This window comes from Pseudorhodoplanes sp., assembly GCF_035565795.1.
In the GTDB taxonomy this organism is placed as follows: Bacteria; Pseudomonadota; Alphaproteobacteria; order Rhizobiales; family Xanthobacteraceae; genus Pseudorhodoplanes.
Map to the genome: position 1 here is coordinate 48,366 of NZ_DATMRV010000039.1, position 20,762 is coordinate 69,127.

The window sequence follows — 20,762 nt, forward strand, 5'->3', positions numbered from 1 at the left end:
GCATCGTGACGAAGCCACTGCGGCGCCATCGACGCTGGAATCGAAATCGTCTCAGCCAAACAAAAATATTTGGTCAAAGGTGGCGGGTCGGGCCTCGCTCAAGTGTCTTCTAGACGTGGGCCTGGTTGCGAGAGGCAAATCCTTGCTTCGGCTGGCCTGTCTTCTGTGGGGGGACCGACTGCATCCGTGAGGGTGCGAGGCACGTGCCAGAACCAACGTTCGAGCAGCACGGATCTCGCGCCGGGCACAATGGGACTGTCGCTTTTGGCTTCGTCAAAGCGCGCAGGCCTTTCGGAAGAAACACAACAATCATCGTTGTCCGTGGTGAGCGGGCAAACGCGGCCGTATGCGCGGCAGCGAACGGAGTCGCATGGCCGCATGGCCGTTCTGGATTGGGGCAGTGCCGGCGCGGCCGGACGAATGAACAGACAAGGGGTTGAAGATGTTTAAACGTATCGCGTCGAATGACGGTCACCAGACGATGCTGTCGCGTCGGCGTCGCATGTTGTGCGGCTCGACCGCGCTGTGCGCGTTCATTGTCGCGCTGTCGTTCGCCGGCGAGGCAAACGCGCAGGCCAACAACTGGACCGGAGGAGACGGCAACTGGTCCGAAGCCGGCCGATGGAGCGGTGACTTGCCGACCGGCGTTTTTGCTGATCCGGCGACGCCTACGCCCACCGTTATCGGAGCCGGCACCGCCGGTAACGTAACGATCGACACCAACGACGCGGTGAGCCGCAACATTCAGGTCGGCAACGGCAGCACGCTGCAGATCATCGGCGGCGGCATTCTGACCACGACCCCGGCGCAGACTGCCAACGGCATCAACACCATTGGTCTCTCCGCGACGTTCAATCCGGACGCCGCCGGCCCCGGCACCATGCTGATCGATGGCGCCGGCTCGACCTGGAACGCCGGCAACGCCGGCGTGCGCGTCGGAAACGGCGCGACCGGCACGCTGACCCTCTCCAACGGCGGCGCGCTCCACATGACCGGCGGCCTGCTCTCAGTCGGCCTCAACGCCGGCGGCAACGGCACGCTCAACATCAACGGTGGCTCGGCCAACAATGTGGAGGCACTGCGCCTCGGCTTCAACGGCGCGACCGGTACGGTAAACATCACCAACGCCGGCACGCTAGTGACGTCGAGCAGCTCGGCGGCCCAGAACACGATCGGCGACGGCACCGGCGCGTCGCCCGCGACCGGCATCATGACCATCTCCGGCGCGGGATCGAGCTGGACCATCGGCCCGCAGGGCACGCTGGCGATTGGCAGGGGTGCCGGCAGCTCCGGCACCCTGACCATCACCGATGGCGGTAAACTGTTGTACCAGAACCCCAACGGCGCGATTCAGGTCGGCGAAGAGGGCGGCACCGGCGAGGTCCTGGTCAGCGGGGCCAATTCGCTGTTCGAGGCCGCCCAAAGCGGCCTCGGGATCGGCACCGGCGCCGGATCGACCGGCACTTTCACCTTGACCGACAACGCCGTCGCCAATTTCGGGGGCGTGAATACCGTCATCATCGGCCATCACGACGGTACCGGCACGCTCAACGTGTCGAACGGCGCCACCCTCAACAGCGAAAACAACATCTATGTCGGCAACGCCGGCGGCAACGGCACGCTCAATGTCACGGGCGGCGGCAAGATCAACGTCACCGCCGGTTCGCTCGACATCGGCACGCAGGGCGTTGGCACCGGCCTCGTCGACGGACCGGGCTCCATTATCAGCACTAGTGCAGGCATGACGGTCGGCTTCGTCAACACCGGCGCGCTCACGGTGTCGAACGGCGGCATCGTCACCTCGGCCGGCGCTGCGCTGATCGGCAATATGGGCGGCACCGGCACGCTCAACGTCACCAGCGGCGGCCAGTTCGTCTTTGAGAGAGAGGTGGCGGTCGGCTGGGGCGGCGGCACCGGCACGGCCCTCGTGACCGGGGCCGGCACGCGTATGGAGAGCAACCTCGCCATCCAGATCGGCAACGATACCGGCACCGGCCCCTCGACCGGAACGCTGACCGTTGCGGAAGGCGGCGTCATCAAAGCACCCACTGTCTACGTTGGCTTCAACCCGGCCGGCCACGGCACGCTCAATATCGGCGCCGGCGGCGCGGCGGGCACGGTGGACGGCACGGTGACCATGGGAGGCGCAAGTCCGACCATCAACTTCAACCACAATGAATCCAATTACATCTTCTCCAACGTCATTTCCACACACGCCGGTCAGCCCGTTGGCGGCTCGGTGAACTTCATCGGCTCCGGCACGACGACGCTGACGGCCGTGAATACCTACACGTCCGCAACGAACGTTAATGCTGGCAAACTCGTGATCGCGAACGGCGCGTCGATCGCTGACTCGGTCCTCACCACCGTCAACAGCGGCGGCACCCTGTCCGGCGCGGGCAGCGTTGGTAATGTGAGCGTGGCGAGCGGCGGCACCATCGCTCAGAGCGCCGGCAACACGCTGACCGTGAAGGATATCACCTTCGCCGCCGGGTCGATCTATAACGTCGGTATCAATCCGACCGGCGGGACCGGCAGCATCGCGGCGAATAGCGCAACCCTCAACGGCGGTACGGTTCAGGTGCTGGCGGGCAGCGGCAACTACGCACCCGGCACGTCCTTTACGATCCTGAGCACGACCGGGGGCGTGACCGGGCAGTTTGCCAATGCAGTGAACACAAACTTTGCGTTCCTGAGCGCGGGTCTCGACTATGCGGATCCGAGCAAGGTCAATCTCGCGATCACACGCAATGCGACGTCATTCGCTTCCGTCGCACTCACGCAGAACCAGCGCGCGGCGGCAACGGGCGTCGGCGGCCTGCCCGCCGGCAATGCCGTGTACGACGCGGTCGTGCAGCAGGACATCGGCGGAGCCCGCACCGCGTTCGACGCCTTGTCCGGCGAAGCGCATGCCAGCGCGCAAGGTGCGCTGATCAACAACTCGCTGATCGTCGGCGATACGATCAACAATCGCCTGGCATGGGGCTTTGGCGGCGAGACGCTGCCGGGCGCGCCTGCGACAAGGGCGATCGGCTATGCTGCCGAGGACGCTTTTGCATCGCTGAACTATGCGGACGACAAGAGAGGCGCGGCCAAGGCGCCATGGATGGCGCGAAAGGCTCCGGTCGTGGCGCCGCCTCCGGCCGTCATCTATTCGCTCTGGGCTCAAGGTCTCGGAAGCTGGCTCAACCACAGCGGCGACGGCAACGCCGCCAAGATGAAGAGCTCGACCGCCGGCGTCATTTCGGGACTCGATGTGACGTTCTGGGATACGTACCGTTTCGGTATCGCCGGCGGCTACAGCCAGTCCGATATCTCGGTTGGTGCGCGGGGGGCGTCGCTCGACGCGGACAGCTACCATATCTCGGTCTATGGCGGTGCGCGACAAGGCCGGTTCGGCTTCCAGGGCGGCCTGATCTATAGCTGGAACGAGATCGCGTCGAACCGCGCGGTCATGTTCCCGGGCTTCATGGACACCGTTCGGGCTGACTACAATGCGGGCACAACGCATCTGTTCGGCGAGACCAATTACCAGTTCCTGGTGAACGGCACCGCGCTTCAGACGTTCGCCGGCTTCAACTACATGCACCATCAAACCGACAGCTTCGCCGAACGTGGCGGCGCGGCGGCCCTCGCAGTCACCAGCAACGATCGCGATGTGGTGTTCACGACGGTCGGTCTTCGCTCTTCGGCCATGCTCGCCCAGAGCGGAACCTTCACGCTGGTGGGCCGTGGCACTCTCGGATGGCGTCACGCCTTCGGCGACACTGATACGGCGATATCGGCTGCCTTTGCCGGCGGATCGCCGTTCAGCGTGACTGGCACGCCGATCGCCACCGATGCGGCCTACGGCGAGGCTGGCCTTGACCTGAACTTCTCGCCCGCGGCGACACTCGGCATCGCCTGGTCCGGACAGTTTGGGAATAACGCCAACGAAAATCGGCTGAAGGGCCAGTTCGTGTATCGCTGGTGACATAAATCCCAGCCACGGCGTGAGCTAGGCTCACGCCGACAAGATTCGAGGGGACCGGTACGCTGGTCCCCATCCCTGCTGTAGCAGCGCTGTCTGCACAATCGCCCCATGCATTCGAGCGACCGCCAGGAGCCAAGCCATGACGTCGAAGCCGCACCGCAAGAACGACTCCTCCAGGGATAAGGCGCTGGCACGAAAAGCCGCGCGCAACGCTTCGGCGCGACCGAGACTGTCAACCGCAATCGCGATGATTTCCGGCTCTCGCGCAGCGCGTCGTCACTTACTTCTCACAGGCGTCAGCATCGCGGCTTTGGCCATGTCCATGCCGGAAGCCCATGCGAAACCGATGGGCGGCTGGACCCCTGTTCCAACGGCCGCAGCAGTTGCTGCTGCGCAGACAAGTTCCGCCGAAGCCGCAGCAGCGGCGCAACGTTCCCTCAACGCCCTGCAACGCGCGACGTCAGCCATCCAGGCGATGCAAGCAACACAACAGGCCGCGCGCGATGCCGCAAAAGCAATGTTGGCCCGCACGCCAAGTGGTATTCCAGACGGCCTCAAGCCCGGCGGACTCGATCCCGTCGTCAACCCGAGCCAATGGATCGGCGGTAATGCACCCTCGGAAACCAAGAGCGACGGCCGCACGAAGGTCACCGTCGAACAGACGCAGCAGCGCGCGGTCTTCACCTGGAACAAGTTCAACGTTTCAGAAAACACCGATCTGGTCTTCAACCAGCTGAGCGCCGAATGGGTCGCGCTCAACCGCGTTCTGGATACCGCGCCCAGCACCATCCTCGGCTCGGTCAAGGCGCCGGGCACCGTGCTCGTCATCAACCAGAACGGCATCGTGTTCGGCGCCGGCGCGCAGGTCAATGTCGGCTCGCTGATCGCGACCACGCTCGACGTCGGGCCGGCGATTATCCTCAACGAGACCGGGAATTTTATCACCTCGACGACAGAATGGCGCAACCAGAACTTCCTGGCGAACGGCTTGCTGGGCTACGAGGCGCCCGAGAACAGCAATCTTATGCAATCGGCACCGTTCACGCCGTATGGGGCGGTCACGACGAGCCCGTGGGGTACTCCCGAAATCACGCCGATTCGCAACGAAGGCACCATCAAGGTCGAGGCCGGCGCCTCCATCACTGCCGACGACACCGGCCTGATCCTGATGGCCGCGCCCTACGTCATCAACGCCGGCCACCTGCGCGCGCCGCAGGGCCAGGTGATCCTCACCGCCGCATCCACGGCGCTGGCGCTGACGCCCTCCACCGGCGCCGGCAGCGACCCGATCCCGCAATCGAACAAGCCGCAAGGCGGAGGCGGCGAATCTGTCTGGGCCGCCGCAGACAAGAACATCCGCGGCCTGGTGCCGCTGCCGCAGGCCGAGCGGGACCGCAGCGATCTCTATGTCTGGAACCAGGACACCGGCCTGATCGAGGTGCCGCAGGGCAACATCTATCTGCGCAGCCCCGGCAACGCCAACCCGCAGAACGTGAACGGCTACTTCTTCGACAACGGCGGCGGCGTCACCCTCGGCAGCGGCCTGGTCCGCAACGACGGCGTGCTGTCGGCCACCACCAGCGTGTCGCGCAACGGCTCGATCTTCCTCGACGCCAACGACGTGCGGCTCGGCGCGGGCTCCACTCTCGCCATCCTGCCCGACACCGGCGGTGAGACCATCCCGCAGAGCCCATCCTCGCTGGCCGATTTCCGGCCCTCCGCGATCCGCATCGGCCGCAACGCCACCAGCACCGAGATGGGCGAGGACGCGCTCATCCTCGCGCCCGGCGGCGACGTGCTGTTCGGCCGCTCCGACATGGTCAATCCCTATCTCGCGGGGGCCCCGAGCATCGTCATCAACCGCGGCGCCGAGATCAACGTCGCCGGCCTGCCCGACGTGCTGGTGCCGATCTCGGAGAACCAGATCGTCATCGACCCTGCCAAGAAGAACGAGCTGCGCGACAGCCCGCTCTACCGCTCGGGCTTCCTCAACGGCGCGGTGATCTATCTCGACCCGCGCATCTCCGGCGTGCGCGACGACGGCGTGCCGTGGATCGGCTCGCCGCTGATCGACGCCACGGCGTATTACCAGCTCGTCGGCGTCGGCGTGGACCGCTTGATGACCAAGGGCGGCAGCGTCACCCTCGGCGTCGGCTACGCCAGCACCTACGTCCCCGGCACATCAACCGGCTATCCGAGCACCGTCGTGGTCCGCGAAGGCGCGGTGATCGACATGTCCGGCGGCTGGCTCAGCTACGAGGCCGGCTTCGTCCGCTCCACCCAGCTCATTACGGCTACCGGCCATGTCGTGGACATCAGCCGCGCCGATCCCAACGAAACCTATATCGGCATCGCCAACGGCTGGACGCGCGATCACGCGCACTGGGGCAAGGTCGATACATGGAGCAGCACGCTGGGCCGCACCGGCGGCCGCTGGGTGCAGGGCTACAATGAGGGCCGCGACGCCGGCATCATGCAGATCGCCACGACGGCGCTGGTGCTCGACGGCACCTTCCACGCCCGCGCCTATGCCGGCGAGAACCAGATCGCCGCCGGCAAGGCCGGCACCGGCAAGTCCGCCTTCTCCGGGGACGATCGCCTGGTGCAGGGCGGCGGCGACGAACTGCCGGCCGGCGGCGCGCTGATCTTCCGCCCGAGCGCGAACGTGCGCATCACCGCCGACGAATCCGCCGCGCTGCCCGACGGCGACTACGGCAACTGGGTCGGCGGCGGCCTCGCGCTCAACGACGACGGCAAGTACGTCTACATCCGCCCCACGCTTACGACCGGGCTTCCGCTCCCCGCCGAGCGGCTCGGCGACCTCACCATCACCGACAAGCAGATCTCCGACGCCGGCCTGAGCCAGTTGTCGATCCTCGGCATCAACGAGAGCGGGGCCGGTTCGGCCGGCGTCGCCATCGCCCCGTCGGTCCGAACCGCGGCCTCCTCGATCCGGGTGGAAGCCGGCGCCAACATCGTCCTCAACCCCGGCGGCATATTCCGCGCCGAGGGCTCGCGGGTCGAGATCGACGGCAACGTCACCGTGCCGGCGGGCCGGATCGTGCTGCGCACCGCCTTCCATCCCCTTGCTTACCGCCAGCCCAACAGCACCACCCCGCCGACCACGGTCCCTCCCCAGGTCTTCGAGGCCGGCTACCATGACATCATTGTCAACGGCAGGCTGTCGGTGGCCGGCCGCTGGGTCAACGACTACGGCGCATCCAACGACGCGGCGCTCGGGCCGGGCTGGCTGAACGGCGGCAGCATCACGATGGAGGCCGCCTCGCGCGTGGACTACTGGACGGAGACCATCGGCAGCGGCGTCGGCAGCGGGGTCTACGATTCATCGGGGCAGCTCATCTCTCCGCCCCCCAATTCCCAGTCCAACCGGACCGGCGTCGATCTCTCCGGCAGCATCCTGATCAACCCCGGCGCGCGGCTCGACCTGTCCGGCGGCGGCCGCATCGACCAGAACGGCAAGTTCGACCTTACCGGCAAGGGCGGCAGCCTGTCGCTGAAGAGCGGGCCGGAATATTTCTACGACTTCGGCGAGTTCGGCATCCGCCACGGCTGGCGGCTGGCGACCCTGCAAAGAGGCCCCGACCTCGACATCATCGTCGTCCCGGTCGTTCCCGAGAAGATCAACGCACGCATCGTGTTCGACCGCGATGCGATCACCGCGCACGGCTTCGGCGGCGGCGGCACCTTCAACCTTTACACGCCCGAGTTCTCGCTCGGCGAGGGCACGCTGGCCACCGGCACTATCCTGCCGTTCGACTTCTTCTCCACCGCGGGCTTCGCCAACTACAACATCACCTCGTTCAAGACCGAGATCACGCCCTCGACCTTCACCAACGGCTATGGCGGCTACAACGCCGTGCTCGCCACCCAGACGATCACGGTCGGCGCCGGGCAGACGCTGCTGCTGACGCAGTCGGTGCTGCCCAACTTACTCGACACCACGCAGGCGCTGGCGCTGCGCGGCCTCGCCAGCGGCGGCGACATCCGCTCCGTGCTGTCGCCTGCGGTCCCGACCGAGGCGTGGGACCAGAAACCGGTCAACCTGACGCTCGGCGGCCTGATGGAGCTGCACGTCGCCGAAGGCGGCGCGGTGACCGGCGCGGCCGGCGCCTCGCTCACGGTCGGCGGCCTGATCAACGACGGCACCATCCGCATCGCCGGCGGCACCGTGACGCAGCGCTGGGACCTGCCATCGCCCTACGTCACCGGCCTCTACGATCTCTCCGTCATCGGGAACTCGCGCGACCCGATCGGATTCCGGGACTTCTCCGACATCTTCACCATCAACCCGGACGGCAGCATCGACCCGACGGCACCGAGCAAGCTCACCGGCTCCAACCAGGATCTGATCGCCAGCCATCCCGTCTACAAGCTCGGCCTGCTCGACCAGGGCGAGGGCATCAGGCTCGGCGCCAACAGCGTCATCGACCTGTCCGGCGCGGTGATCCTCAACCCCTATGCCTCGCCCGCGGCCGTGGACGGACGCATCGTCGGCGGCGGCACACTGGCGACGGTCGCGCCACACCACCTCGGCGGCTGGCGCTACGAGCTGCCGTACTACCAGGCCGGCGGCACGCTCACCGCCGCGCCCGGCGCGGTGATCGACCTGTCCGGCGCGTCGGGCGTGCTGCGCCAGCCGACCGCGAACGGCTATGCGCCGACCGAGGTGTGGAGCAACGGCGGCACGCTCTCGATCGGCGCCGGTGCCACGCTCGACGGCATCGACATCCGCGCCCACGGCGGCAACGTCCAGGCCCGGGGTGGCACGCTGCAGTTCGTGCGCCCGGTGCTCGCGCAGCACGATCCGGCGACGTCGGCTCCGAACGTGGTCTCCGCCGACTTCATCACGCGCTCGGGCTTCGACACGCTGATCGCGATGGGCGGGGTCACCTCGTCCGGCGACGCCACGGTGACGCTCGACCGCGCCTTCATCCTGATGCCGCAGCAGTGGAAATACGACAGCGCCAACCCCAGCCCCTCGGTCGTGCCGGAAGACATCCTGTCGCCGACGATCTCGACCGGCGGCGCGCTGACCATCGAGGCGCCCTATATCGGCCTCCTGAACAACATCGACAGGCTGGTGCCCGCCACCGGGGGCACCCCGGCCGGCACCGTGACGCTGCGCGGCCGGCAGATCGACGTCACCGGCGTCGTCCGCTTCGACGCCTCGGTGACCCATGCCACGCTCGACGCCACCGGCGACATGCGCCTGATCGGCGTCGACTACGCCGGCTGGTACCGCCAGTTCGATCCCTCGTTCCAGGTCACCGATCCGACGCTGACAGGCGCGATCGCGGTGCGCGGCGACCTGACGCTCAACGCCGCCCAGATCTATCCGACCACCGGCTCGACCTTCACCATCACCTCGGCGGCCGCCGACGGCACCATCACCATCGGCCGCAACGGCGCCGACGCGCCGCCGGCGCCCTACACCGCGGGCGGCAACCTCACGATCCAGGCCGCGCATATCGTACAGGGCGGCGTGATCCGCGTGCCGTTCGGCACGCTCACGCTCGGCGGCAACGAGCCGATGCGCGCGACATCGGCGCTCACGCCGCAGATCGCGCCGGCGACGCAGAGCGTGGTGCTCGCGGACGGCAGCATCACCAGCGTCTCGGCCGGCGGCCTGTCGATCCCCTATGGCACCACCACCGACACCATCGAATGGTATTTCGCCCCGACCAGCAACTCCAAGCTGGACGGCCCGCCGGTCAAGGTGCTGGCGCTGAACGGCAAGGACATCACGCTTGCAGAAGGTGCGACCGTCGACCTGTCCGGCGGCGGCGACGTCTACGCCTACGAGTTCGTGCCCGGCACCGGCGGCTCGCGCGACGTGCTGAGCCAGTTCAACGCCGACCAGTACAGCGCCAACGTGGTTGGCGGAGTCGGCTACCAGTATCCCGACAGACGGCAAGTCTACGCGATCGTACCGGGCCTGTCCGATGCACCGGTCTCGGTCTATGACCCGATCTATTCCGCCAATTATGCGAGCCTGATCTCGGCTTCCGGCGCCGGACGACGCGTCTGGCTCGACGGCGGCAACGGTTTGGCCGCGGGCTGGTACACCCTGCTTCCGGCGCAATACGCGATGCTGCCCGGCGGCATGCGCGTGGTCGAGCAAGTTGGTACGAAACACGTCATCCCCGGCTCCTCGTTCCAGCTCGGCGACGGCAGCCTGCTGGTGTCCGGCCGCTACGGCGACGCGCTGTCCGGCGCATCGGACTACCAGGTCCGGCAGTTCAGCGTGATGTCGCAGGACGTCATCCGCTCCTACTCCAACATCGTGCTCACCTCGGGCAACGAATTCACCCTGTCGCAGGCCGCCTCCCAGGGCCTGGTCGCGGCGCGCAACGGCCTCGACGCCGGCCGGCTGGTGTTCAACCCGCTGAGCTCGCTGACGATCAGCGCCACCGTCCTCGGCACGCCGGCGGACGGCGGCCGCGGCTCGCAGGTGGACATCGGCGGCAACCGCATCGTCATCACCTCGACCGCCGCCGACGCCGTGCCGGCCGGCGTGATCCACCTCACCGCCGAGAGCCTCAACAAGCTCAACGCCGAGAGCCTCCTGATCGGCGCGACCCGCACCGACAACACCGACGGCACCACCAATCTCACCATTACCGGCCGCTCGATCGTGATCGAGAACGACGCGGCGCATCCACTGACCGGGCCGGAGATCCTGTTCGCGGTGGACGACGGCGTCACCAACCAGGTCGCCGCCGAGCTGATCCTGCGCGACGGCGCGACGGTGATCGCCACCGGCGCGGTCAACGACCAGCGCAGCGGCGCCTATGTCATCGACGGCCGCGTCATCGTCACCAACGACACCGGCAATCTCGACGATTCGCCCAGCCAGGGCGGCACCCAGGTCTTCCATCTGCCGGTCAACAGCGCCACCGGCGCGCTGGTGCGGGTCGCCAACGGGCCGCAGCGCATCGTGGAGCGGCTGCGCACCGCGCCCGACCCGGTGCTGCCGGGCGCGACCGGCACACCGACCGGCCCCGACGCCTCGCTTCTCGTCGGCAACGTCACGCTCCAGGGCGGTGCCATCGGCTTCGACACCTCGCATGCGGTCTCCATCGGCTCGAACGCACAGCTGCGCGGCCGGGACATCGCGCTCGGCGCGGCGGCCATGGCCTTCACAAGGGGCGCGCAGCCCTCGAACGTGGTCGTCATCACCCCCGAATTGCAGGCGATCCTGTCGCAGGGCGATCAGCTCACGCTGCGCTCGCAGAGCTTCATCGGCTTCGACAACGGCACCTATCAGTTCAAGTCGGTCGCGCTCGACGCCGCGACGCTCGAGTCGCTCGAAGGCGGCTCCGTCACCCTCAACGCCGACAAGAGCGTCCAGCTCAGCAACGCCGGCGCCGCAGGCGCCGTGACCGGCGGCACCGGCACGCTCAACATCGTCGCTGGCCAGATCGGCTTCGGCAGCGGCACCATGGCGACCGCGGGCTTCGGCAACGGCGTCCACCTCACCGCGCGCGAGGGCCTGTTCTCCGGCCGCACGCCGGTGAACGCAGCCATCGCCCCGGTGGTGCGCTATCTCAGCCCGCCGGTCGCGCCGCCCGACATGCGCGGCGTGTTCGACATCGGCGCCGCCAACCTTTCCATCGTCGCGCCCTATATCGGCGACGCCGGCACGCCGGGCGTGTTCACCGATCCGGCCACGAGCCTGACGCTGCGCACCACCGGCAACGTCGCGATCACCAGCGCCGGTACCAGCCCCATCGACCTTGCGCCCTACCCCGGCATCCCCGGCTCCTCGATCATCGTGGAGGGCAACAACGTCACGGTCTCCGGCACGACGATGCGCGCCACCGCGGGCACGCTCACCTTGCGCGCCACCGGCGCCATCGCGCTGTCCGGCGGCGCGCGGCTGGAGACGCCCGGCTACAGCCAGACCTTCGGCGACCAGTTCGACCCGCAGACGAAATCCGCGCTCGGCGGCACACTGACGCTGTCGGCGCTCGGCGCCGGCGGCATTTCGCTCGGCGACGCCACGCTGTCGGTCGGCAACGGCACCGGCGACGCCGGCACGCTGAAACTGTCCACGGCAAACGGCAGCATCGACTGGGGCAGCGTCACGCTCGACGGCAAGGGCGGCGACGGCGGCCAGGGCGGCACGTTCTCGATCGACACGAAGGGCGGCATTGACCTCGTGGCGATCAACACCCGCGTCGGCGCAGACGGCTTCACCGGCGGCTTCATGGCGCGCACCCGCACCGGCAACATCGAGCTGACCGCCGGGCAGACGCTGCGCTCGGGCTCCGTCAACCTCACCGCGGACGGTGGCTTCGTCATCATCGGCGGCACCATCGACACCTCCGGCGTCAACGGCGGCAACATCGAGCTTTACGGCACGTACGGCGTGACGCTGCAGGGCGGCGCGCTGCTGGACAGCCATGCCGACGGCTATGCGGCCGACGATACCCGCCAGGCGCGGGCCGGCCACATCACGCTCGGCACCGACTTCCTGCCGGGCACCACGATCATCCAGAACGACGGCAGCGTGACCGGCTCCAGCGGCGTTATCACCATCGCGTCCGGAGCCAGGATCGACGCCTCCGCGCACCGGCCGGGCGACCGGCTGGTGCGCATCATGCGCGGCGGCGTGGTCAACTACGCCTATGTCGAGGGCGACCTCGGCGGCATCGTCACGCTGCGCGCCCCGGTGGTGGCCGGCGGCGGCGGCAACACAGTCAACGTCAGCGTGGCCAGCGCCGACAGCATCGCGGGCGCGCGATCGATCGATCTCGTCGGCTTCAAGCGCTGGGATCTCGCGCAGGTGGCCGCGAGCGGCCTCTACACGGGCGTGACCCGCGACGCGGCAACCAACACCGTGTCGCTCGACGTGACGGCGGACCTCGACACCGCCAATGTGGACGGCACCCGCAGCGCGGTCGGCGGCGTCAACTTCCTCGGCGACAACGGGACCGGCACGATCGTCGATTTCGTGCAGAATCTGGACGTGTCGGCGGCCTACGGCAATCTCGGCGGCCTTGCCGCGCGGGAGAACTTCCGCGCGCGGCCGGGCATCGACCTCGCCGCCACCGGCAACATCGTACTGAACTCGAACTGGAACCTCGGCGCGGGCACGGTCAACCTGCAGGCCGCACTGGCCGCGGGCTCGGTGATCCTCAACCCGATGCTGCAACGCGCCGGCGAGCCGGCCACCGGCTATGTGATCAAGTCGGGCTCCGAGGGCAAGGTTTTCGCAGAAAATACCACGCTGATCTACCGCACCAACCACGGCGACGTGAACGGCGAGGCCCCGGTGCTGTCGCTGCGCGCGGGCGGCGCGGTGACCCTCAAGGGCAGCCTGACCGACGGCTTCTTCATGTTCCGCGACCAGACCGACCGGACCTACCGGCAGGCGCTCAACAAGACCTACAGCACCGACTACGTGGTCACCCTCAACGGCGGCTTCAACTCCGGCAGCGGCCTGAACAACCTGACCGAGTGGAGCGCCTGGACCGGAACCTCCGCGCCGCAGATCTATCTCGGCCTCTCGGTCGCGGCCCGCAGCGCGGGCTTCCTCGCGCAAACCGCGCTCACCGCGGATACCACCAACGTGCCCTACTCCACCCTCGGCAACTCGCCGGCGGCGCAGGGCACCTACCGGGCCTCCGACGGGCTCGGCAACGTGGACGGCGGCGGCGATCCGCTCGGCAGCGCCGTGGTGTTCCCGCTGCTGCCCGGCGGCAAGGCCGCGCCATCGACATCCTACATGCTGGTCGCCGGCGCCGCGGGCCTTGCCAGCGGCTCGGTCCTCGACGCCAGCGCCGATCCGTTCCGGATCAACCCGGCGTCCGCGGCCGACCTCACCGTGATCGGACGCTCGTTCTACCAGCCGCCCGCCGGCTCCCCCCTGACGAGCTCGGACGGCGTGAACGTCCCCGGCCTGATGGTGGACAACCTCAACACCAACTCCGGCGGCGGTGCAAGCTTCTCCGGCACCACGCGTCCGACCGCGGGCGGCATGCTCACGCTCGCGGACTGGCTGGCGCAGGCGACCAACCCGGCCGCGTTCCGCGGTGTCAGCGACACCTCGGTCGCGCTGCTCTATCTCGGACGCACCAACGTCGCCAGCGACGACCCCAACCGCGCGTTGGTGCTGAACCTGTTCGCCGCCTTTGCGGCCGAGCACGGCCTGGTGCTCAACAGCACCGACCCGAACACCGGCTGGCGGCGTGACACGCTGTCCGCGACCGACGCCTCGACCACCTTCATCGCCATGTCGGTGAAGAACTTCAAGCTGTTCGTCGCCGAGAGGCTGATCCCGGCGATGCCGCAGATCGAGGCCAACCTGCGCGGCGTGACGGCGGTGTCCGGCGCGCTCCCGCTGCCGGCTCCCACCACCACCTCCAGCAACAACGCCGGAGCGGCGACCATGGTGCGCACGATGGTGCGCAGCGGCACCGGCAGCATCCGGCTCGGCGCCGGCGGCGACCTCGACCTCACCGACGGTCCTGTCGCCTACGTCACCGCCTCCGGCACCGCCTGCGCGACGCCCAGCGCGAGCTGCAGCCAGCTCGGCGGCGTCGCGGTCTACACCGCCGGCCACCTCGTCGCTCCGGTCGCGGCCGTTCTGCCCGACCCGGTGACGGGCGCGCCGGTCGCGGTGGCGACGCCGACGCCGGCGGCGTCGATCTTCGCGACGCCTTTTATGGTGAACAACGCCAGATTCAACTATGGTGGCGCTCTCGGCACCCTGGCGGCCGACGCCGTGGCCCTCACCGGCGGCGGCGACATAGACGTGACCGTGCAGGGCAGCGTGCTGAGCCGCCGCGACCTGCGGCCGGGCACGCTAGCCGCGAACCAAAGCACCGGCTGGACGCCGGTGCATCCCTGGTTCGGCATGATCGTCCCCCCCTACCAGCAAGGCACGATCGAGCGCGGCGCGCTGCCGGAGCAGCCCTGGCGCCGGGTGGACGAAGGCCCGGGCGTCGGCGGCCGTCCCACCGCGACCATCAGCACCCAACTGTTCCGCGAGGGCATCGGCGCGCTCGGCGGCGGCAACGTCACCATCGACGCGGGCCACTCCGTGTCCGACATCACCGTGGTCTCTGAGACCTCGCTCGCCAGCACCACGATGACGCCGCCCGGCGGCGGGCTCACCACCAGCGTGCTGTTCACCTTCGGCGGCGGCAACGTGGCGATCCGCGCCGGCGGCGACATCCTCGCCGCCCGCGTGGACGTGCCCGCCGGCACCGTGCAGATGACCGCCGGCGGCAACATCGGTGCCGCCGCGCCGATCCGGACGGGGGAAGGCGCTGCTTCAAGCTTCAGCTATGTCGATCTGAACGGCACGCCGAGCTGGCAGCTTTATGCGCAATACGGCACGCCCACCTTGGCAACCACCATCCTCAACGAGACCAGGGTGCGGATCGACGACGCCACGGTCGACATGAGGGCCGGCGGCGACATCGAGCTCAAAGGCATCGCCCCGCTCGATGGCTTCTACTCGCCCCATGCCGCGCTGCACCTTTCGGCCGGCGGCTCGGTGACCGTCAACAACAACATCCAGATGACGACGGTGGCGGCGAACGGCGCCGGCGCGGTCGCGGTCTATCCCGGCACGCTCAGCGCCACCGCGCTGACCGGCGACGTCAACCTGAAGACCTACGCGGCGCCGGTGACGTTCAAACCCGGCCTCGACTACACCACCGGCAAGGTCGGACAGATCCTGCCGTCCTACAACGTCACTGCGCCGGTCGAGCTTCTGATGGCGCCGAGCCCCCACGGACAGCTCCATATCATGGCCGGCGGCGACATCCTGCCGTCCAAGATCGCCATGCTGGACATCGACCCCAACTATCTGCCGGGCCTGTTCACGCTGGGCGGCAGCACCCTCTACATCATCCTGAACGCGAACTTCGACAGCCGGACCAACCGGCCCTACCAGTGGGACTCCGTCGGCTTCCCGCGCTACAAGAGCACGCTGAGCGTGCCGCAGCTCAAGCGGCAGCATGTCGATCCGCTGAGCAACCCCCGCGACAACGATCCGGTCTATATCCTCGCCGGCGGCGACATCGGCAACGCCGACTCGGGACTCAGCCTGTCGCTGCCCAAGCAGGCTCGCGTCTATGCCGGGAACGACATCGTCAACATGATCTTCCTGGGCCAGAACCTCGACCCGTCCGACATGACGCGGGTGGTCGCCGGCCGCGACATCATCGGCACCTCGTCGCTAGTGGGCGCATTGTATCTTGATTTTTCGACGAGCCCGATCACCTATCACACCCGCAGCCCGCAGCCGACCATGCTCGGCAACACCTTCATCCTCGGCGGCCCGGGCGACCTGTCGGTCGAGGCCGGCCGCAATCTCGGCCCGTTCCTCAACTCGGCCGACATCTACGACTCCAACAGCTCCACCATGCCGACCCTCCGCTACGGCGGCGGCATTATCACCGTCGGCAACGAGTGGAACCCGTACCTGCCGGCGGTCAGCGCCAACATCACCGCGACGTTCGGCACCGCCAAGGGCGCCGACTACGCGGCGCTGCGCGATTATTACGTCGCGCCCGGCGCACCGGGCAACGCACTCGGCGACTACGGCGCCAAGCTGCTCGCCTGGATGAAGAAGAACGCCGCCGCGGAGTTGAAGGCAGCCTACGGCACCGCGGAGGTGAGCGCCGACGACGCCTATGCGACGTTCCTGACGCTGTCCGGGCTGCGCCAGCGGCCGTTCCTGCTCGACGAGGTCTACTTCAACGAGCTGCGCGCGCCGGCCGATTCCACCAGCGAGTCCTACCTGAAGTATTCGCGCGGCTACACCGCGGTGAACACGCTGTTCCCGGCCTCGCTCGGCTACACCGAGAACGGGCTCGACGGCGGCGCCAAGAGCGACAACATGGTGCACACCGGCGACCTCGACCTGCGGCTCGCCACGATCGAGACGCTGTATGGCGGCAACGTCACCATCCTCGGCCCCGGCGGGCGCGTGCTCGCCGGCTCGGTGGTCGCCACCAGTGCCCAGATCGAGCGCCGCAACTATGTCGGGCTCAGCCTGTTCAAGCCGGTGCAGAACATCACCTATGGCGGCAACGGCTCCTACATACTCGCCATCCCGCCCGGCTTCGAGGGCGTGCTGACCCAGCGCGGCGGCTTCATCAACACCTTCACCGACGGCGACTTCCTGCTCAACCAGAGCCGGCTGTTCACGGTGTCGGGCGGCGACATCACCATGTGGTCGTCGAACGCCGACCTCAACGGCGGCCAGGGGGCGAAGACCACGCCGAACTTCCCGCCGGTGGTGGTGCGGCTCAACGAGGACATGATCCCGACGGTGGACCGCACCGGCGCCACCACCGGCGCGGGCATCGCCACCTTCCCGGCCAAACCGGGCGAGCCGGCGCCGAACGTCTATCTGCTGGCGCCGCGCGGCACCGTGGACGCGGGCGACGCCGGCGTGCGCTCGGCCGGCGACATCAGCGTCGCCGCGCTGACCATCGCCAACGCCGACAACTTCCGCGCCTCCGGCAATGTCTCCGGTCTGCCGACCCTGGTCGCGCCGAACATCGGTGGGCTTTCGGAAGCGTCGAACGCCGCCGGCCAGGCGGCCAAGCAAATGGGCGAGCAGAAGCAGGAAACCCAGGCGCAGCCGTCGATCATCATCGTCGAGGTGCTTGGCTTTGGCGGAAGCGGCGCCGAGGGCAGCACGCCTACTCCGATCGGCGGCGGTTCGACAAACAACAACGGCCAGCAGAAGAAAAGAGAGTGAGGTGCGCATCCGCGTCGATGCAACGGCAAAGCGCGGCATGCGCTTTGCCGTTGCCCGATGCCCAGGATCGCACGTTCTCTTCGTCGGCAACCGACATGACGCACCTCGTCCAACATCCGACCACGATCCGCAATACGGAAGCCTGCGAAAAGCTTCTATCGCTTCTTGCTGATGCGGTTGCCGATCTACGCGTGCTCGGCGACGGTCCGGTGATCGTCGCCTCCTGTCCGGCGAGGTTCAACGGCGTCTCCAATGACGTCGACTGGCGGGCAATTCGCGTCGGCTCGTTTCTATCTGAGCGCAAAGATTATACCGAGAGGCCGGAGGCCCACGACAAGCGCCTGCGCGATGCTCCGCAGAGCGCGCGCGCAGCAAATCTCATCCTGGAACGGCTCGAGACCGCAGGCTGGCGTAAGCTCTATCAAAAAGCATGTGATCGCGATTATGTCTCGCCGGAGGAAGTTATCGCGCTCGTGATTCAGAATGACGAGGCATGGCTCGTTCTGTGCGACAGCTACAGCGGCGAGAGCGCCGTCTATCAGCCGGCAAAAGGCCTGCTCCAGATTGGCTGCTGCGATGGACAGAAGCCTTTCGATCGATGCCTCGGCGAGATTTATCCCCTCACCGTCCGCAGCACATTAAACACTGAGTCTGTTGATCATTCGAGCAGCCTTCTTTCGAGCGAATTGATGCTGCCTGACCGAACTGGGACGACAACGAAGCACCAAGCTCCCGGCCAAGATCGGCACGATCCTGCGGCAGTCGCGCAACAGCCTACAATATTACGTTCTGTGGGACGGCAATGTTACGCCCATCACGCTTCATTCCACCTATATCGAGCCGATCTCCGGCAAAGACCGAATTCGACGCAGGCGATCCAAAAAGCCGGTCAACGCAGATCTCAGCGACCTACGGAAAGCAAGATGATGCGCATCCGGATTGCGGCGTTCGGTGTATTGATGCTGCTTGCCGCGGATGAAGCGCAGGCTCGCGTCTTAATCGTCGTCGACAAGAACAGCCAAACCATGGTCGTCTCGGTCGATGACGTCGAGCGCTATCAATGGCCGGTCTCGACCGGCAAGCCGTCCCACGAGACACCGAACGGCCAATTCCGCGCCTTCCGGATGGAGGAGGATCACTATTCGAAGGAATTCGACGACGCACCGATGCCGCATTCGATTTTCTTCACGCGATCCGGCCACGCCATTCACGGCACCGATTCCGTCGATCGTCTCGGCTCGCCCGCTTCACATGGTTGCGTCAGGCTCTCACGGAAAACGCTGCGACCCTGTTCGCGCTGGTTCAAAGCGAAGGCGTACTCAACACAACGGTGGCGCTTTCAGGATCGTCAAGAGTAGCGATTGCAAACAACCCGCGGCCGTCGTCCCGCGCTGCATCTGCAACCCGCGAGTCTTTGACCGCTGACGACGCCGCCGGCACACTCCCCGAACGAGCTCAACGAACAGGACGTGCGGCCGAACAGCAAACCCGATCACAGCCGGTTGTCGAGGGTACGGATGTTGTCGGCAGACGATCCGCGAGACAACACGACCTCGCCGCGCGCGATCGACGTCGTGCCGGCGACGGCCGGAGCCGCCCACAAGCCAGCGCCGCATCGCTTGGCGGGCAGTCTCGCGGCTTCTTTTCATTCATGGATTAGTTCTCAAGATCGCTCGATCTGGATGCGTTCACGCGGTCGCACAAGCGCGTGGGCGCAAGCAACGCGAACCGTTGCAGCAAATTGAACCGTTCCAGCTGCAACGTCTTCGAGATGGACTTCCATCCGCCTCGGACAGACGGCTAAGGGCACTGCTGAATTCCGGGCCCTTCGGGACTCAGCCGATCGCAATTCTCTCTGAGCAAGCTTTTGGTCGTCCCATCGAAACCTCCAAACTCTCCACATGATGTAATAGTGACCCCCGTTGTTGTCGTGGGCCATCCGCTTTTGCCGTCCGGCACAATGCGCGTAAAAGCAATATTAAAGCCGTTAAATCCTTCGTAGTTATAGCTACGGCGCACTTCAAAATAGATCAGTGGGTATCCGCATTTCTTACCATCAACATAGCGGCCGCGATTCTCCACGGCCCGTTCAAATACCTCGCGATAAATATCTTCAGTTAAACCAGCCCTGCTCATACGCTCCGCCTCAGCCCGCTCAGCCCGCATTCCAACTTTTAGCTTGGCGAGACTCCGCGATAAGAAATACTCCCTCGCAATCTCGACGGCGTCCGCCTGAGTCACCGCTGGCGGATTGCAGTAGCGCTTGGGTGCGAGATCAATATAGAGATACGCGGCGAGCAGAACCGGGATGGCAACGATAGCTGCACCAAGCACCAAAATCGCCTTCACAAGCCGTTGCCACAGTGATCTCGGCTTCATTGATCTCTCCCAAAAATCGCTTCTGTCAACTTGCCGGGCTTGTCGCCTGCGTAGTTCGAAAAATTTGTATTGTACGGGAAGCTCCTGTCAGCCATAGATCGTTTCTCCCATCTTTGTATTCGGCTACAGAGCCGATAGGCCGAGGCTCTCACGCGCAGCTCGTCGTAGCGCTAAGATGAGAAAGCCATGAATGTAATTTTCATCCGCGCCATAACGGGCTTTTGCGAGGTCTGCAGCGATCATTGCCAACGTCGGCATTTCAGCAGCCGGAAGGACAACATCCGGATCGTCAATCTGACGCCCCTGTCTTGCGGACTCTGACAAATTCCTCTCGATCTCAAGCTCCCGGCACTTGATCATCTCCCACAGATGATCGTTTGCTCGCGCAACGTCGACCAGTTCGGCGAGTTGACCTTCCGTCATCATCACGCCAGCAACCATAAGAACCTCTCTGTCTCTGCCAGGTGTCGGGCCCATTTTTTTGCGTCGCCAGCGTCGCGCGTCGGGTGGCGTCGCTTAGAAGCCCTTCCACGAGCTCGTCAGGCGTCTGCGTAAGCGCCTCGAAGTAGTCGACGAAATCTATATCGAGCAGTTGCGGACATGAGTTTTTCCTTGGACACGCAACGGACCTTGAACAAACACATTCGAGCGCTTTTGCGTTTT

The 20,762-nt window shown here is 66.5% G+C and carries 4 protein-coding genes and 1 pseudogene; 3 read left to right on the forward strand and 2 right to left on the reverse strand.

The genetic code is table 11. The features are described 5' to 3' along the window. The first annotated feature begins 442 nt into the window (after positions 1-442). From VNZ93_RS03880 to VNZ93_RS03890, 3 genes and pseudogenes are all read left to right on the forward strand, one after another. The gene (locus VNZ93_RS03880) at positions 443-3,973 is read left to right on the forward strand and encodes an autotransporter domain-containing protein (RefSeq protein WP_325700351.1); all 3,531 of its coding nucleotides are present in this window, start codon (positions 443-445) and stop codon (positions 3,971-3,973) included. A 139-nt stretch (positions 3,974-4,112) separates the two neighbouring features. After that, the gene (locus tag VNZ93_RS03885; RefSeq protein WP_325700354.1) at positions 4,113-17,720 is read left to right on the forward strand and encodes a filamentous haemagglutinin family protein; all 13,608 of its coding nucleotides are present in this window, start codon (positions 4,113-4,115) and stop codon (positions 17,718-17,720) included. 926 nt (positions 17,721-18,646) lie between these two features. Next, positions 18,647-19,102, forward strand: a pseudogene (locus VNZ93_RS03890) (L,D-transpeptidase); the annotation flags it as partial. Between the two features lie 418 nt (positions 19,103-19,520). Here the strand turns inward: VNZ93_RS03890 and VNZ93_RS03895 are convergent. Both VNZ93_RS03895 and VNZ93_RS03900 read right to left on the reverse strand, forming a co-directional pair. After that, a complete protein-coding gene (locus VNZ93_RS03895) occupies positions 19,521-20,099 on the reverse strand; it encodes a hypothetical protein (RefSeq protein ID WP_325700356.1) in 579 nt (192 codons plus the stop codon). Between the two features lie 123 nt (positions 20,100-20,222). Next, entirely contained in the window at positions 20,223-20,540 is a 318-nt protein-coding gene (locus VNZ93_RS03900) for a hypothetical protein (protein ID WP_325700358.1), read from the reverse strand. Between the last annotated feature and the right edge of the window lie 222 nt (positions 20,541-20,762).

Excerpts from the sequence above, each read along its gene's own strand:
- VNZ93_RS03880 (WP_325700351.1), top strand. The coding sequence starts at position 443 with ATGTTTAAACGTATCGCGTCGAATGACGGTCACCAGACGATGCTGTCG.
- VNZ93_RS03885 (WP_325700354.1), top strand. The coding sequence starts at position 4,113 with ATGACGTCGAAGCCGCACCGCAAGAACGACTCCTCCAGGGATAAGGCG.
- VNZ93_RS03895 (WP_325700356.1), bottom strand. The coding sequence starts at position 20,099 with ATGAAGCCGAGATCACTGTGGCAACGGCTTGTGAAGGCGATTTTGGTG.
- VNZ93_RS03900 (WP_325700358.1), bottom strand. The coding sequence starts at position 20,540 with ATGGTTGCTGGCGTGATGATGACGGAAGGTCAACTCGCCGAACTGGTC.